This is a genomic window from Desulfallas thermosapovorans DSM 6562 (assembly GCF_008124625.1).
Classification (GTDB): domain Bacteria; phylum Bacillota; class Desulfotomaculia; order Desulfotomaculales; family Desulfallaceae; genus Sporotomaculum; species Sporotomaculum thermosapovorans.
Genome location: NZ_VNHM01000010.1, coordinates 16,164 through 32,214, shown reverse-complemented (window position 1 = coordinate 32,214; position 16,051 = coordinate 16,164). Strand labels below are relative to the sequence as shown.

The window sequence follows — 16,051 nt, the reverse complement described above, 5'->3', positions numbered from 1 at the left end:
ACCCGCCGGTTTTATTTGGATGACGCCATTTATTGCTGCTGTTTTTGTTTTTGTATTTCTTCTTCCCTGAGTGTGCGCCGGAGTACTTTACCAACGATGGTCTTGGGAAGTTCGTGGCGGAATTCAACCAGTTTGGGCACTTTGTATCTGGCCAGGTTTGCTTTGCAATACTCAATTATTTCCTCTTCGGTGGCCTGTTGGCCCTCTTTTAGTACTACGAAAGCCTTAACCGTTTCACCGCGGTATGGATCCGGCACGCCGGCAACCACCGCTTCCAACACCTTGGGGTGTTCGAATAATACTTCTTCAATGTCCCTGGGATAGATGTTATACCCGCCTGCAATAATCATATCTTTTTTACGGTCTACAATATAGAAGTATCCATCCTCATCCATCTTGGCAATATCTCCGGTATATACCCAGCCATTTCTCAGGGTTTTGTTGGTTTCCTCCGGCATATTCCAGTATCCCTTCATTACCTGTGGTCCACTAATGCATAGTTCCCCTAATTCCCCCGGGGGTAATTCTCGCTCCCCTGTTTCCAGGTCCATGATTTTGCAGTCTGTGTCTGGTAATGGAATACCTATTGAGCCGGTCTTGCGCCGGCCAAACATGGGATTGCAATGGGTTACCGGGGAAGTTTCAGACAAGCCATAGCCTTCCACCAATAAACCTCCGGTCAGTTTTTCAAATTGTTCGGCAACTTCAACGGGCAGAGGGGCCGAGCCGCTTATGCAGCCCTTAATACTGTCAATGCCGTATTCCTGAACATTGGGATAATTGTTTACAGCAATATACATGGTGGGAACACCCGGGAAAAGGGTTGGTTTTTCTTGCTTGATCAATTCCAGGCATTCTTTGATGTCGAATCTTGCCATAATGACCATTGTGGCTGCGTTGATAATGCTTAAATTAAGGCATGTGGTCATGCCGTAGGAATGGAAAAATGGCAATGCACTGAGTACCTTTTCGTTACCGTATTCCAAGGTTTCAAACCATTCGGCCACCTGAATAGCGTTGGCGGTTATATTGCGATTGGTCAGCATGGCACCCTTGGACACACCGGTGGTACCCCCGGTATACTGGAATACGGCCACATCATTGTCCATATCCACAGGCGCTTGCTCAAATTGGGGCGGGTATTTGGTTAGTAATTCTTCGGCTTTTAGAGCGTTATCATCGGCGGTGCCGGCGGGGCTGCCCAGTGCAAAAAGTATTACATTTTTCAAAGGTGTGATGCTGCGCACATTTTTTATACGCGGGTAAAAGGCGTCATAGGCAATAATCGTTTCCGCTCCCGAGTCGTTTAAAATGTGCTCTAGTTCCCTTTCTACATACATGGGGTTGACTTGGACTACAATGGCACCGATTTTCAGGGTCGCCAAAAAACCCAGTATGTACTGGGGGCAGTTGGGGGCCATCAGTGCCACCCGATCACCCTTTTTAACACCCAAATCTGTCAGAGCCCCCGCACATTGATTAACCATGGCAGCCAGGATTTTATAAGGCAATCTGACACCGGCAAATACAACGGCATCCCGTTCCGGGAAATCCTTTGCCGCCCTTTCCAAGTACTGTGGCATTGTTAAATCAGGGTACTCAAGATGCGGGCGTACATTGGGGGAGTAGCTTTTGTACCATAATTTTTCCGAATTCATTAACAGCACCTCCGGATTTTTTTGAGTGACTAGTCATTCATTTAATGACAGAATTCTATAAAAGTTTTGCCAATCCTTCTTGATTTTAAAATTTTTCAAAAATATTTAAAAGTCAACCTATATTTTCTTTTATAAATATTATAATAATGAACAGGTTTATAATTCTTGTAGATAGCTTAGCAAAAAGCAGGCCTTGTCCGGTAGACATTGCCTGCTTTTTATAACGTTGTAAATATATTATATTTTTTCGGGGGTAGTTTAAGCCCGGTTTTATATCGGAATCAGCAGGCTTTTTCCACCTTTACTGCGCATACCTTCAGTTCCGGTATTTTAGCCACCGGATCCTTGGCCGGGTTGGTCAGTTTGTTAATGGCCACTGCCGGGAAATGGAACGAAGTAAATACCAGTCCTTTGGGTACCACATCGGTAACTCGGGCCATTACTTCCACCTGGCCGCGGCGGGATAATACCCGCACATTGTCTCCATCGGCTACACCCAACGTAGCAGCATCCGCTTGGCTAATCTCCAAGTATTCGGTGCCATAGTGTAATTCCAGTGCACCGGTGCGTTGAGTCATGGTGCCGGTGTGATAGTGGAAATGCCGCCGCCCGGTGCTCAGCACCAACGGATATTCAGTATCGGGAATTTCCGCCGGAGGGATATATTCCACCGGGTTGAATTTGCCTAAACCGCGGGAAAACGTATCCTTGTGCAGGTAGGTTGTACCTGGGTGATCTGCGTTGGGACAAGGCCACTGAATGCCGCCCTGCTCCAACCGGCTGTAAGATATACCCGCATAGGACGGGGTCAGGGAAGCTATTTCATCAAATATATCCGCAGTACTGGCGTAATGCATGGGATAGCCCATGGCTGTGGATACCGCACAGATAATCTGCCAGTCCGCCCGGGCGTTGCCCACCGGGTCAATGGCCTTTCGTACCCGCTGTACCCGGCGTTCAGTGTTGCTGAAGGTGCCATCCTTTTCTGCAAAGCTGGCTGCGGGCAGTACCACATCGGCCAGAGCAGCCGTTTCGGTGAGGAAGATGTCCTGCACCACCAAAAAGTCCAGTTTTTTGAGGGCATGAACTACGTGGTTACTGTCGGGATCGGAAAGTACGGGATTTTCGCCCATGATATACATACCCTTTACTTCACCTGTTCCGGCTTTATCCAGCATATCCCCCACGGTCAAGCCCGGCTGGGCGGGCAATTCCGCTACGTTCCAAGCTTTAGCGAATTTTGCCCGGTTGTCGTCCACGGTCACCGCCTGGTAGCCCGTATATACGTTGGGCAGCGCGCCCATGTCACATGCTCCCTGCACGTTGTTTTGGCCCCTGAGCGGGTTAACACCGCTGCTTTCTTTACCAATATGCCCGCACAACATGGCCAGGTTGGCCACGGCAAATACGTTGTGGGTGCCGCAAATGTGCTGGGTGATACCCATAGTGTAAAGTATGGTGGCATTTTTCGCTTGGGCATAGCCCCGGGCTACTTCCCTTATGGTTTTGGCGTTAATACCTGTGATTTTTTCGGCATATTCCGGTGTATACTTTGCCACAGTTGCTTTAAGGGCTTCGAAATCTTCGGTGCGATTAGCCACGAAATCCTTATTCCAAATTTCCTCTTCAATGATGACATTGGCCATGGCATTGAGCAGTGCTATGTCGGAACCGGACTTGAGCTGCATGTGCACGTTGGCCAATTCCGCCATCTCGGTGCGGCGCGGGTCCACCACCACCAGGGTGGCACCGCTGCGCCTGGCCTTTTTAGCCTTAAGACTGATGATGGGGTGTGATTCCGTGGTGTTGGTACCGATGGCCAAAATAAAATCAGCTCCGGCTATTTCATCAATACTGTTGGTCATCGCCCCGCTTCCAAATGCTGCCGCCAGACCGGCGACGGTGGGTGCGTGTCAGAGGCGGGCGCAGTGGTCAATATTGTTAGTACCGAGCACCGCGCGGGTGAATTTCTGAAGCAGGTAGTTTTCCTCATTGGTGCACCGGGCGGAACTGAGCACTGCCAGTGCATCACCACCGTGCTGTTCTTTGATTTGTCCCAGTTTTTCGGCCACCAGGCCAATGGCTTCATCCCAGGAAGCTTCCACGAATACGCCGTCCTTTTTAATGAGCGGCGTGGTCAGGCGATCAGGGTGATGAATAAAACCATAACCGAAACGACCTTTTACACACAACGCCCGGCCGTTGACATCGCCGTCGCAGGAGGTAACTCCCACCACCTTGTTATCCTTAACGTTCAACTCGAAGCTGCATCCTGTTCCACAATAGGGGCAGGTGGTTTTGACTTTCTGTACTTCCCAGGTGCGGGCTACAGACCGTAGTCCTTTCTCCTGAAGTGCGCCTACCGGACATACTGCCACGCAGTTGCCGCAGAATACGCATTCGGATGCTGATAGGGGTACGTCCATGGCCGGGGTTATTTTAGCATCAAAGCCTCGGTAAGCAAAGTCCACGATGCTCTTACCCTGAATTTCGGCACAGGCGCGTACGCATTTGCCGCACAGTATACACTTATTCATATCCCTTATAATGAAAGGATTATCGTTTTCCAGTGTATAGCCATGCTTTTCACCTTGGAATGGCTCTGTTTTCACTCCGTACATATAAGCATAATCTTGGAGACGGCAATCCCCGTTTTTGCCGCAGGTGAGACAGTCCATGGGGTGATTGGCCAGCATTAATTCCAGTATGGTTTTCCTTGCTTCCTGCACCGCCGGTGAATCGGTGTGCACCATCATGCCATCGGTGGCTTCAGTGACGCATGAAGCGGGCAGGTTGCGCATACCCGGTATTTCAACCACGCACATGCGGCAGGCTCCGAATTTGGTTAGCTCCGGGTCGTGGCAAAAGGTAGGGATAAACACCCCGGCCTTTTGGGCGGCCTCAAGCACGGTAGTCCCTTTGGGGACGGTTACGGATATACCGTTAATGGTTAATGAAACTTGTTCCACTGCCAAGTATCCCTCCTTCCTCTGTTTGATATCATTTAGACAGTTTGTTTAATATATCTTCCAGTCCCAGAGCCTCGGCCCAGGATACTTCCACGAACTCGTCGCCTTTTTTAAGCTGCGGCGCGGGTGGATTGTCCAGGTATTTCAGTTCAAGGCCCAGCCGTCCTTTTAAACACAATGGGCGTCCGCTGCCTGGTTCCTTGGGTACTACACCGATGTTTTGACCGTTTTTGCTGAGTACTTCGAAGGTGCAGCCGCTGTCGCAAAAGGTGCAGGTAACCTGTTGCCGGGCCATTTCCCAGGTACGGCCTTTGCCGGCCATGGGTTTCCAGGTAAGGGCGCCCACCGGGCATACTGTTACGCAACGGCCGCAGTACACACAGTCGGATTCGCCCAACGGGGTGTCCATGGCGGTAACAATTTTGGTACCAAAACCCCGGTATCCGAAATCAATAACGCTACGCTCGGGGATGGCGTTGCAGGTGCGCACGCACCGCCCGCACAATATGCATTTATTGGCATCCCTGATGATATACGGGTTAGAGTCATCCAGCGGGTAGTTTTTACGCTCACCTGTAAAGCCGGATTCCTTAACACCGTAGCGAAATGCATAATCCTGCAGCCGGCAGTCGCCGTTGCGTTCGCAGGTCAGACAGTCCTGGGGGTGGTTGGCCAGCAGCAGTTCCAATATGGTTTGACGGGCTTCTATTACTGCCGGCGACTCGGTAAACACCTGCATGCCCTCGGTGCATTCAGTGACGCAGGAGGCGGGCAGGTTGCGCATACCGGGAATCTCCACCACACAGATGCGGCAAGCACCGAAGCGTGGTATGGCAGGGTCATGGCACAGCGTGGGTATAAATATACCTGCTTGCCGGGCTGCGTCCAAAACAGTGGTTCCTTTAGGTACTTTTATATTAATACCATCTATGGTCAGGGATACATAGGACATTCTCTTTTCCCTCCTTTTCTTGAAAAAGTGGGCCATTAGCCAATTAAATAATTAAGCTTTGTATATTGCATCGAATTTGCAGCCCAGCAGGCAAGAACCGCATTTGATACACTTGGACACATCGATAACATGGGGCTCTTTCTTTTCACCTGTAATGGCTCCAGCGGGGCAGTTCTTGGCGCACTTGCCGCAGCCTTTGCATTTTTCAGGGTCGATTTTGAATACCAAAAGGGCACTGCAAGCCCCGGCGGGACAGCGCTTGTCCTGGATATGGGCAATATATTCATCTTTAAAGTAGCGCAAGGTGGATAAAATGGGATTGGGGCAGGTCTGGCCCAGCCCGCAAAGGGCAGTGTTTTTAACCACCCGGCCCAGGCGTTCCAGGGTGTCCAAATCTTCCATTTTACCTTCACCATCACAGATACGGGTTAAAATCTCGAGCATACGCTTGGTGCCTTCCCGGCAGGGTGTGCACTTGCCGCAGGACTCGGATTGGGTGAAGGTGAGGAAAAACCTGGCTACATCCACCATGCAGGTGGTTTCGTCCATAACCACCAGACCTCCGGAGCCCATCATAGCTCCGGCTGCGGTGAGTGAATCATAATCCACCGGCAGGTCCAGGTTTTCTTCCGGGATACAGCCGCCCGAAGGTCCGCCAATCTGAACGGCTTTAAATTTTTTGCCGTTTTGAATGCCGCCTCCAATGGTGAAAATAATATCCCTCATGGTTATACCCATGGGTACTTCCACCAGACCGGTGTTGTTAACTTTACCGGTCAGAGCAAAAATCTTGGTACCATGGCTCTTTTCAGTGCCCAGCTTGGCATAGTTTTCTCCACCGTTACGCAGTATATAGGGCACGTTGGCATAAGTTTCCACGTTGTTTAGGTTGGTGGGTTTACCCCATAGACCGCTTTGGGCCGGGAAGGGCGGTCTTACCCTGGGCATACCGCGGTTACCCTCAATGGAGGTGAGCAGCGCGGTTTCCTCACCGCATACAAAGGCACCGGCGCCTGCTTTAATTTTAATATGGAAGTTGAATCCGGAATTAAAAATGTTATCACCCAGTATACCGTATTGCTCGGCTTGGGCGATGGCAATTTTTAACCGTTCAATGGCCAGTGGATACTCGGCGCGCACGTAAATGTAGCCCTCGTCAGCACCTACGGCATAGCCGCATATCATCATACCTTCCAGTACAGCGTGGGGGTCGCCTTCCAGCACGCTGCGGTCCATAAAGGCACCCGGGTCACCTTCGTCGGCGTTGCAAACCACGTATTTTTTATCGCCCTGTGCCTGGCGTACAAAGCCCCATTTCATACCGGTGGGGAAACCGGCACCGCCACGGCCGCGTAGACCTGATTTTTTTACATCTTCGATGACTTCTTCGGGTGTCATTTCAAATAAAGCTTTTGTAAACCCGGCGTATCCGTCGTTGGCAATGTATTCGGCTATATCCTCGGGGTTGATATGGCCGCAGTTGTGCAGAACGAGGCGTTGCTGTTTGGCGTAAAAGGGCACGTCATTATAGGTTTTGGCCAATTCGCCGGTGGTGGGATCTTTGTAGAGCAGTCTTTCAACCACTTGACCGCCTATCAGGTTTTGCTCCACTATTTCAGGCACATCAGTATTTTGTACCCGTACGTAGAAGGTTTTATCAGGCTCTACAATCATCAAAGGGCCTTGTTCGCAAAAACCATGACAGCCTGTGATGGTGATTTTTACTTTATCGGTAAGATTATGCTTCTGTAGTTCTTCCCTTAATACATCCACCAATTTTCTGGAACCGGAAGAAGTGCAGCCTGTACCGGCGCAAATAAGTATATTTTTCTTATCTGAGTTTGCCGGTAGGTGTATGTCGGCCAGCAAATCTTGACGCTTTTGCCGGCAGGCAGCGTCATCATGGCAGATGGGGCCTTCTTTGATACATTTGATAAAGTCCCGGCAGGGATTTTGTGGCTCGTGGGTGCATTTATCACAGCATTTATCCAGTAGATTGTTCAATTGCTAGGCCTCCTTCCTACTCGTATTTTTTAACAATAGCTACAGCTTTATCAGGTGTTAAGCGACCGTGGGTATCGTCATTAACCATCATAACGGGGGCAAGCCCGCAGGCGCCCAGGCAGGCCACGGTTTCCAATGTATAACGCAGATCCTCGGTGCTTTCGTTACGGCCCACGCCCAAATCTGTGGATACGGCGTCAAATACTTTGCCGGCACCCCGTACGTGACAAGCGGTTCCCTGGCACATGCGGATTATATTGCGTCCTCGGGGTTTTAGATGAAATTGGGAATAAAAGGTGGCCACCCCGAATGTTTTGCTGAAGGGGACGCCAACTTCCTGGGAGATTTTTTTCATTACATCCCCGGGCAGGTAACCGAAGATTTCTTGGGCTTCCTGCAGTAGAGGGATCAAAGCTCCCTTTAAGTTACGGTACTTTTCGAAAACCTCCTGCAACCGTTGATATTGGGACTCTTGGGTTTGTTCGCATTTACAACCTGCCAAATTATTTCCCTCCTCTCATTAATTAAAAACACTACATTATCCCGGACGGGTAATTCCGGCCGGGTATTGGTTGGTTGTTATATGCACCGTTGGGACACGAGCATTGTGTTGATAACATTAATGCAAGAATTTTTCAGCTTTTTGGACGAAAATCCAGCACTCTGCTCTCAGTGATCAGTATGTGCACTGGTACGTCGTGCTCGCCCGGGTAAACGTTAGGTCTGACTTGCATCTCAAAGGCCAGAGACACCAGTGTTGTACCATCTTTGGTCCGGGGCAGGAAACGGTCATAAAAACCGCCCCCATAACCTAACCGGTTACCCGAAGTGTCGAATGCCACTCCCGGTACAATAACCAGGTCTATCTCCCCGGGTTCCACAGGCCTCACACACTGGGGCTTTGGTTCTAAAATACCCCAGGTGCCCGGTGTGAGGTCGTCCGGGAAATTAACTATCTGAGACGGTATCAACCTTTTATTGGCCACATCGGTGATGGGTACCACCAGTCTTTTGCCCAGGTGTAATGCATTTTCAATGATGGAAGCAGTCTGCACTTCATTGCGAAAGTCGACGTAAGCCATTACCGTGGCTGCGCGTTGATATTCGGGCAGGGCTAGAAATTTGGTGGCAATAACGGCGCTTTTTTCCGCCAACTGACGTGGTGCCATAGCATTGCGCCCGGCAATCACATTTTTTCTTAATTCGAGTTTGGACACGTTAATTCCTCCAAAAAACATTGTGTATTTAACTTTTCGTTTTCACAATATTACCGGAAGTCCAGCCTTAAAAAACGGACTCGTATTATGAAACAATATTCTGTAAATTCATGGAAAATGACGCGAATTAATATCCGTTTTTGTTTGTATACATTATTTCGCCGAACAAAAAATAAATCCTTCCCTACCGGGAGGATTTGAATAAGGTTTCAAAATTAATTATTATTATAACTTATACACCTGATTACCGGATAGTATGCTGATGTTGTTTTTTTGCAGTACTGTGATGGCCTCGTCCAGTTGCTCCACACGAAATACCACCAGGGCGGCGTTGGTGGCTTTCTGTATAAATGCATACAGGTATTCGATATTGATATTTACCTGCTGTAGTATTTCCAGTACTCCTGCCAGGCCGCCGGGTTCATCCTTCACTTCCACTGCAATGACATCAGTGGTGCTGACGGTGAAGCCGGACTCCTTCAGTACCCGGTATGCCTGATCTGGATAGCTGACAATTAATCGCAGTATGCCGAAATCAGTGGTGTCGGCGATTGATAGTGCCCTGATGTTAATGTTGTTAGTTCCCAATATCCGGGTTACCTCGGCCAGGCGCCCGTGCTTGTTCTCTAAAAAGACGGATATTTGTTTTACCTTCATTTAACTTGCCCCCTCTTATAACTTATTTCAATGCGAGGCCACAAATTTCTCCCGTGGCATGTTCTCATACTCTTTTTACCAGTACAACTCTTTTGTTACTTTCGCCATGTGATTATAAAAAGAATAGCACAACTTATTGTTCAATAAAAGTCTAACCCGCAAATATCTACCTATACCCTAAGCTTTGGGAAAGATATGCAATGTATATAGCTATTATCCTCTAATGGCATTTGTGGATTTTAACCCACAGGCTAAACTCCTTGCTAACAAGTTATTAACAGACTTATCCACATTATCCACAGGGATAAGTACAAGTTGCTGTTTAAACAAATGCTATTAATCAGCAAAATAAGTAAATCCGGATATACAAATAAACTTGGACCACAAGGGTTGGTGGTTTAACAATAAAGGTTGTTAAAGTTTTTACCCACAGCACCGTTTGCCATCCTGTGGATTATTATGTGGATAGATTGCTGTGAGCGGCCTGGTTTAGTAGCGATCTTCACCCAGAGATAAATTTGGCATTGCGTTTAATGTCAGGGGAGCGAAATCGTTTTGCAAATATTTGTAGTAGGCTGCACAGCCAATCATGGCGGCGTTGTCAGTACATAGAACAGGAGGTGGATAAATCACTCGCCTGCCTTCCCGGGAAGCCCGGTAGGTAATTTCTTGTCTCAACAACCGGTTGGCTGCCACCCCACCCGCCAGCATTATTGTTTTTGTACGGCACTTTTGGGCTGCCAGTAGTGTTTTGTCAACCAATACATCAACCGCTGCCCGTTGAAAACTTGCCGCCACATCCGCTTTATTTACCGGCACTCCTTTCTGATTAGCTCTGTGCAGGTAGTTGATAACTGCTGTTTTAAGCCCGCTAAAGCTGAAATCAAGGCTATCTGCTGCCAGGTAAGCACGGGGCAGATCTATGGCCATATCATTGCCGGATAATGCCATATTGTCAATTAGCGGTCCACCCGGATAACCCAGGCCCAATACACGGGCTACTTTGTCAAATGCCTCACCTGCTGCGTCATCCCGGGTGGCGCCTAAAAGTTCGTAACGACCATAGCCGGAAATTAGCACCAAATCCGTGTGCCCACCGGACACCACCAGGCAGATTACAGGAAACTCCGGTTGAGGTTCTACTAAAAAATTGGCGCTTACGTGGCCCTCCAGGTGGTTAACGCCGATAAGGGGTATGTCTAATCCAAAGGCAATGGCTTTGGCGGCGGCAACGCCCACCAGCAATGCGCCAACCAATCCGGGCCCGTAGGTGACGGCCACGGCATCCAGATTGTTAAATCCTATACCGGCTTCATCCAGAGCTTCTTGAATAACGTGGTTAATAAGCTCCAGATGCTTACGGGAGGCCACCTCGGGTACCACGCCGCCAAATTTGCGGTGTACGTCTACCTGGGAGGATATGATATTGGATTTTATATTAATACCATCCACTAACACTGCCGAAGAAGTTTCATCACATGATGTTTCCACACTTAATATGGTTACACTCACTTTTAATATTTCTCCTTTAGGGTTTCGCCCAACGGGACAAATACCTATTTTTCATGCTACATTATCATTCATTATAACCAATTATAGCCTTACGGGATGAGCACTATTGATATATAACATTTTCGATACGGTGTTTTATGATAAATTTTCTGCATACTAATATTTAAAGGGAAGGTGCTTAAATAAGGGTGTTTATATGAAATTATGCGTAGTTACTTATAACATAAGAAACTGCCGTGGTGTAAATGGTAAAGTTTCATTAAAAGCAGTGGCTTCCACGATAGCCGGCATAAAGCCCGACATAGTCGGGTTGCAGGAAGTTGATTGTTTTAATCCCCGTAGCGGGTTTGCCAACCAGGCAGCCAGACTGGGCGGCATGCTGGGGATGTATTATGTCTACGGGCCTAATGTCACCTGGGGATGTATAGCCCGTTTCGGTAACGCTGTACTGTCTCGATACCCCATTATTAACTGGCAGAACTACTTGTTACCCAGCAGGGGGCAAAAAAGAGGATTGCTTCTAACGAAAATCAAGCTGGGACGAAAATCAATATTTTTTTTAGTCACCCACCTGGGATTAAGTCGCCAGGAACGGCTAAAACAGGTAGATCAAATATTAAAAACCATTGGCGGTGTATCAGGCCCGCTGCTGTTGTGCGGTGACTTAAACGCCAGGCCCGGCGATGGGGAGGTTAACCGGTTGCAAACCATGCTGCAGACCTGTGATCTATCCAATGCCGAGCTGACTTTCCCGGCGGATTATCCCAAGTATAAAATTGATTACATATTCCATTCCACCCACTGGGTGTTGGCGGAAACAAAAGTTTTCACCAGCCATGCATCGGACCATTTACCATTGGCAGCTGCTGTGGAACTTGTTCATGCGAAGTAGTATTAAAGTGCAAAAGCCAGCCAGCGTAGAAATTATAAATGGGATTTGCCCGGATGGGTGTTTTGTGATTGGTTGTTGTTACTTGGGCTAACGTTTGAGATTATAAGTGGGACTTGCGCGGACTTTTCGAACAGTCTCTTTAAGGCAATGGTTCTCCAAGCTCGACCATAATATCCCGAAAAACCTGCCCGGCACTATCATGAATGACTACCGCGGCTTCTTCGTCATAAGGGGTAGGGGTGCGGTTAATGATAACAATTTCCCTTGCCACGCCCGGAAGCCCGGCCACGGGGTATACAGTGAGACTGCTGCCTACCACCAGCATGAGCTGGCAACCTGATATCACCTGGGTAGCCTGGTAGAAATCTTCGTTCATCCGGTCTTCAAACAATACCACATCCGGCCGCAAAATGCCCCCGCACTTGACACAGCGTGGAGGATTGGTACCGTTTCTAATACTGTATACCAGTTGATCAAAACCATATGACTCTCGGCATTCCATGCAGTGGCAGGTGCGCAGGTGGCCGTGTACTTCCCAAACTCTGGTGGCCCCGGCCCGCACGTGCAAGCTATCAATGTTTTGGGTAATTACCCCAACCAGCAGGCCCATTTTTTCCAACCTGGCCAGTGCGTAATGGGCGGCGTTGGGCTGGGCATGGCTATAGGCAGTCCAGCGGTCAAGGTTGTAATTGTAAAAGCGGGCGGGATCTTTGCGCAATGCTGATAGGCTGGCTGTTCTGGCAGGATCGTGTTTTTCCCAAAGCCCAGTGCCCGGGCTTCGATAGTCCGGAATACCACTCTCCGTACTAATCCCCGCCCCGGTCAGAGCAAGTGTTTTCTTTGATTCTTTAATTAAACGGACAACTTTTTTAATTTTTTCATTATACGACAAAGCAAAAACCTCCATCCCGTTAGGTGGTGCCTAACTGCAAAAGCCGGTGATAAAAACACGGGTGACGTTTATCGGACCACAATAAAAGTTATAATCCCTACAATACAGTAATTATCATGAAAAATTTTTATGCTGTCAATGTTGTGCCAGGCAGGACAAAGTATGTTTTTTGTTGAAAATGCAATTAATATTTACAAAAGGAGGAAAGCTAAGTGGCCGGATTTATTAATAACCTGTTAAGCCGGGTCGGTTTGGCCCCAAAACCTGAAAAACAAGCCAAAGATACTGTTTCCGCCCCTGAGCGGAATGCAGATGCTTTTTTAAGAATTGTTGCTTTAGTTGATGAAATGGTGGACCGGGGCGAAACCAGGCTTAAAAAAACCGAGGACAATTACGCGGTAATTTATATGGCGGGTAACAAAAAGGTTTTGCATATTACTAAGAATACTGATCCCCCGCGTACATTTTTCCTGTATCCCGGGGCCAACCGGGTGGCTCGAAGCATGGATGTACCCGGATTGCGGGTGATTTCCAAAAATGAAGCCAGACAAAAAAGATTCGGACCTATTAAAGCGGTATATACCGGCAGCGATATTAATGTGGTCAGGAATATGCTAAAAATGATGGACAGCGACAAATCAGCTTAAAGAAAAGATATTTGTACCGGTGTTGAGGGATGGCCGATAAATTCCTTTGGCACCGGTTATTATATTAATTTAATAAATATGTTTAATACGGTTAGGGCATATCAATAAGTTTACAAAGATATACACTTTTACAATCCCCTGATAAGTTGAGCGACGTTTTTGTACTGATCCGGTTTATTAATGTAATGTGTGTGAAAAGCTTTTACAAGGTATTTTTATTGTATATTAATTATTACCCTTTAATGGCACAGTAATTGCTTATAATATTCTGAAGATTTAATAAATTACACGCAGGGAGGATTGGGAATATGCAAACACCACTCTGGTCTCCATCTGAAGAGCGTAAACAAAAGGCCAATATGACGGCGTTTATAAATTATGTTAATAAAAAATACGGCCTTAATTTTGGGGATTATGCTGCTTTGTATGACTGGTCCATTAATCATTCAGCTGATTTCTGGGCTTCCATGTGGGAATTTGGTGAGGTGAAATTCTCACGACAATATGATGAGGTGGTTGTTGATCAACAAGATATGCTGGCGTCACGCTGGTTTTCCGGTGCTATGTTGAATTTTGCTGAAAACTTGCTGCGCTATCGTGACGATCGCGTTGCCTTGATCTTCAAGGGTGAAGGACGTGAACCGGTGCGCATAACATATGCTCAGTTATATGATCAGGTGGCCAGGCTGGCCTGCTCTCTTAAGGAAATGGGCATCACTGCCGGAGACCGCATAGCCGGCTTTATGCCCAATATGGCCCAAACCGTTATCGCCATGCTGGCGGCCACCAGCATGGGCGCCATCTGGTCCTCCTGCTCGCCTGATTTTGGTATTAAAGGGGTATTGGACCGGTTTGGCCAAATTCAGCCCCGGGTGTTATTCACAGCTAATGGCTATTACTATAACGGCAAGAGTCACGATTCATTAGGCCGGGTAGCCAACATAATCAAAGAAATACCCTCGGTGGAAAAGGTGGTGGTGGTGCCATATACTGAGGAACAGCCCGATTTATCAGGATTGCCTAATGCGGTACTTTTTGATGACTTCCTCTCTTCAACACCGGGACAGGAAATAGAATTTGCCCAACTGCCCTTTGATCACCCGCTGTACATTATGTATTCCTCCGGTACCACCGGAGTGCCCAAATGTATTGTGCACGGTGCCGGGGGCACGTTACTGCAGCACCTAAAGGAACTCAAGCTGCATACCGATGTTAAACGCGAGGATACCATCTTTTACTTTACTACCTGCGGTTGGATGATGTGGAATTGGTTGGTCAGTTCGTTGGCGCTGGGGGCCACGGTACTGCTTTACGATGGTTCTCCCTTCTACCCCGAACCCGGTGTTTTATGGCGGCTGGCTCAAGATGAGAAAATTTCTATTTTTGGTACTAGTGCCAAATACTTGGCAGCTTTGGAAAAAGAGGGGGTCAAGCCCGGCCAGACCTATGACCTGAGCTCCCTTAAGGCAATATTGTCCACTGGCTCACCGTTATCGGTGGAAAGTTTTGAATATGTATACCGTGATATAAAACAGGACGTTTGTCTTTCCTCCATATCAGGCGGTACCGATATTATTTCCTGTTTTGCCCTGGGTAATCCTATCGGCCCGGTTTATGCCGGGGAACTGCAGTGCCGTGGCTTGGGCATGCGGGTGGAGGCTTTGGATAGTAAAGGAAAATCGTTATTGAAACAAAAAGGAGAGTTAACTTGCGTCGCTTCGTTTCCCTCAATGCCCATCTATTTTTGGAATGATGAGAATAATGTGAAATATAAAAAAGCTTATTTCAGTGTATACCCAAATATATGGCACCACGGTGATTATATTGAAATCACTGAAACCGGCGGCGTTATTATCTACGGGCGTTCCGATGCTACTTTAAACCCGGGCGGGGTGCGCATTGGGACGGCGGAAATTTACCGCCAGGTTGAGTCACTGGAGGAAATCAAGGACAGTCTGGTGGTGGGGCAAAATTGGGATAATGATGTTCGGGTAATTTTGTTTGTCAAATTGGCTGAGAACGTTATTCTTACAGATGCGCTGGTAAATAAAATTAAAAGTACCATCAGGGAGAATACCACGCCCCGTCATGTCCCTGCGAAAATCATTGCCGTAGAGGATATACCCTACACCATCAGCGGTAAAAAGGTTGAACTGGCGGTACGCAACATTATCCATAATGAGCCCGTGGAAAACCGAGATGCACTGGCCAATCCCGAAGCTTTGGATCTGTATAAAGATTTGGCGGATCTTCAGGTTTAATTATTAAACTGACATTTAATTTATAAGTAGCTCAAAGCACCTCGGCTTTAAACTTATATGCCGGGGTGCTTAAATGTCAATTATTGGCTATGATGGTGACATGCTTAATTTATAGTCAGCCAGCTTTGTGCTTTACTTTGAACTATCGCGTTTTAGCATAAATTCGATCAGCTGAACAAATTGTTGGTTTAGTATTTCCTGAACGGTTTTACCGGACTCGACTGCTTTTTTTTCAATAAAGGGTACCTGATGCATTAAGTGATTATGGATAATAGTTTCTACCACCACTTCAGGGGGTTGGCCGGTTTTGCGGCTTAATTCTTCAATCATGGCCTGGGTCTGTTCAGAAAACTCCAGTTCCAGTTCCTTATCCTGTTCCATTGTTACCAC

Annotated in this window: 13 protein-coding genes; 3 read left to right on the top strand and 10 right to left on the bottom strand. The window is 47.7% G+C overall.

What is annotated here, in order from left to right; genetic code table 11:
• Nucleotides 1-29 precede the first annotated feature (29 nt).
• The 8 genes from LX24_RS09700 to tsaD form a co-directional block, all read right to left on the bottom strand.
• Complete coding sequence (locus LX24_RS09700) at nucleotides 30-1,658, bottom strand: long-chain-fatty-acid--CoA ligase (protein WP_166511962.1); 1,629 nt, start codon at nucleotides 1,656-1,658, stop codon at nucleotides 30-32.
• A gap of 281 nt (nucleotides 1,659-1,939) precedes the next feature.
• Nucleotides 1,940-4,627: a formate dehydrogenase subunit alpha gene (gene fdhF, locus LX24_RS09695; RefSeq protein ID WP_166512029.1), complete on the bottom strand. Its 2,688-nt coding sequence runs from the start codon at nucleotides 4,625-4,627 to the stop codon at nucleotides 1,940-1,942.
• Between the two features lie 31 nt (nucleotides 4,628-4,658).
• A complete protein-coding gene (locus LX24_RS09690; protein WP_166511961.1) occupies nucleotides 4,659-5,579 on the bottom strand; it encodes an NADH-quinone oxidoreductase subunit G in 921 nt (306 codons plus the stop codon).
• A 51-nt stretch (nucleotides 5,580-5,630) separates the two neighbouring features.
• Nucleotides 5,631-7,583, bottom strand: a complete 1,953-nt coding sequence (gene nuoF, locus LX24_RS09685; protein WP_166511960.1) for an NADH-quinone oxidoreductase subunit NuoF — start codon at nucleotides 7,581-7,583, stop codon at nucleotides 5,631-5,633.
• A gap of 16 nt (nucleotides 7,584-7,599) precedes the next feature.
• Nucleotides 7,600-8,085: an NADH-quinone oxidoreductase subunit NuoE gene (gene nuoE, locus LX24_RS09680; protein ID WP_166511959.1), complete on the bottom strand. Its 486-nt coding sequence runs from the start codon at nucleotides 8,083-8,085 to the stop codon at nucleotides 7,600-7,602.
• A 133-nt stretch (nucleotides 8,086-8,218) separates the two neighbouring features.
• Nucleotides 8,219-8,800 carry a 5-formyltetrahydrofolate cyclo-ligase gene (locus LX24_RS09675; protein ID WP_166511958.1) on the bottom strand — a complete coding sequence of 194 codons (582 nt, stop codon included), beginning with the start codon at nucleotides 8,798-8,800 and terminating at the stop codon, nucleotides 8,219-8,221.
• 225 nt (nucleotides 8,801-9,025) lie between these two features.
• The gene (locus tag LX24_RS09670; RefSeq protein ID WP_166511957.1) at nucleotides 9,026-9,457 is read right to left on the bottom strand and encodes an ACT domain-containing protein; all 432 of its coding nucleotides are present in this window, start codon (nucleotides 9,455-9,457) and stop codon (nucleotides 9,026-9,028) included.
• Nucleotides 9,458-9,946: 489 nt separating this feature from the next.
• Nucleotides 9,947-10,969, bottom strand: a complete 1,023-nt coding sequence (tsaD, locus tag LX24_RS09665; protein WP_166511956.1) for a tRNA (adenosine(37)-N6)-threonylcarbamoyltransferase complex transferase subunit TsaD — start codon at nucleotides 10,967-10,969, stop codon at nucleotides 9,947-9,949.
• 196 nt (nucleotides 10,970-11,165) lie between these two features.
• Between tsaD and LX24_RS09660 the strand changes: the two genes are divergently transcribed.
• Nucleotides 11,166-11,861 (top strand): endonuclease/exonuclease/phosphatase family protein, encoded by a 696-nt coding sequence (locus LX24_RS09660; RefSeq protein WP_166511955.1) that lies wholly within the window; start codon nucleotides 11,166-11,168, stop codon nucleotides 11,859-11,861.
• Nucleotides 11,862-12,000: 139 nt separating this feature from the next.
• Here LX24_RS09660 and LX24_RS09655 read toward each other — a convergent pair whose 3' ends face one another.
• Entirely contained in the window at nucleotides 12,001-12,753 is a 753-nt protein-coding gene (locus LX24_RS09655; protein ID WP_243131696.1) for an SIR2 family NAD-dependent protein deacylase, read from the bottom strand.
• Between the two features lie 212 nt (nucleotides 12,754-12,965).
• Here LX24_RS09655 and LX24_RS09650 point away from each other — a divergent pair, with 212 nt between their 5' ends.
• Together LX24_RS09650 and LX24_RS09645 are read left to right on the top strand one after the other, a co-directional pair.
• Nucleotides 12,966-13,400 carry a hypothetical protein gene (locus tag LX24_RS09650; RefSeq protein ID WP_166511953.1) on the top strand — a complete coding sequence of 145 codons (435 nt, stop codon included), beginning with the start codon at nucleotides 12,966-12,968 and terminating at the stop codon, nucleotides 13,398-13,400.
• Between the two features lie 308 nt (nucleotides 13,401-13,708).
• Entirely contained in the window at nucleotides 13,709-15,661 is a 1,953-nt protein-coding gene (locus LX24_RS09645; protein WP_166511952.1) for an acetoacetate--CoA ligase, read from the top strand.
• A 132-nt stretch (nucleotides 15,662-15,793) separates the two neighbouring features.
• Here the strand turns inward: LX24_RS09645 and LX24_RS09640 are convergent, their stop codons facing one another.
• The gene (locus LX24_RS09640; protein WP_166511951.1) at nucleotides 15,794-16,042 is read right to left on the bottom strand and encodes a hypothetical protein; all 249 of its coding nucleotides are present in this window, start codon (nucleotides 16,040-16,042) and stop codon (nucleotides 15,794-15,796) included.
• Nucleotides 16,043-16,051: the final 9 nt, after the last annotated feature.

What these genes read in the sequence shown, in the direction of transcription:
- LX24_RS09660 (WP_166511955.1), top strand. Translation starts at nt 11,166, where the DNA reads ATGAAATTATGCGTAGTTACTTATAACATAAGAAACTGCCGTGGTGTA.
- LX24_RS09670 (WP_166511957.1), bottom strand. Translation starts at nt 9,457, where the DNA reads ATGAAGGTAAAACAAATATCCGTCTTTTTAGAGAACAAGCACGGGCGC.
- LX24_RS09645 (WP_166511952.1), top strand. Translation starts at nt 13,709, where the DNA reads ATGCAAACACCACTCTGGTCTCCATCTGAAGAGCGTAAACAAAAGGCC.
- LX24_RS09640 (WP_166511951.1), bottom strand. Translation starts at nt 16,042, where the DNA reads ATGGAACAGGATAAGGAACTGGAACTGGAGTTTTCTGAACAGACCCAG.
- LX24_RS09690 (WP_166511961.1), bottom strand. Translation starts at nt 5,579, where the DNA reads ATGTCCTATGTATCCCTGACCATAGATGGTATTAATATAAAAGTACCT.
- LX24_RS09700 (WP_166511962.1), bottom strand. Translation starts at nt 1,658, where the DNA reads ATGAATTCGGAAAAATTATGGTACAAAAGCTACTCCCCCAATGTACGC.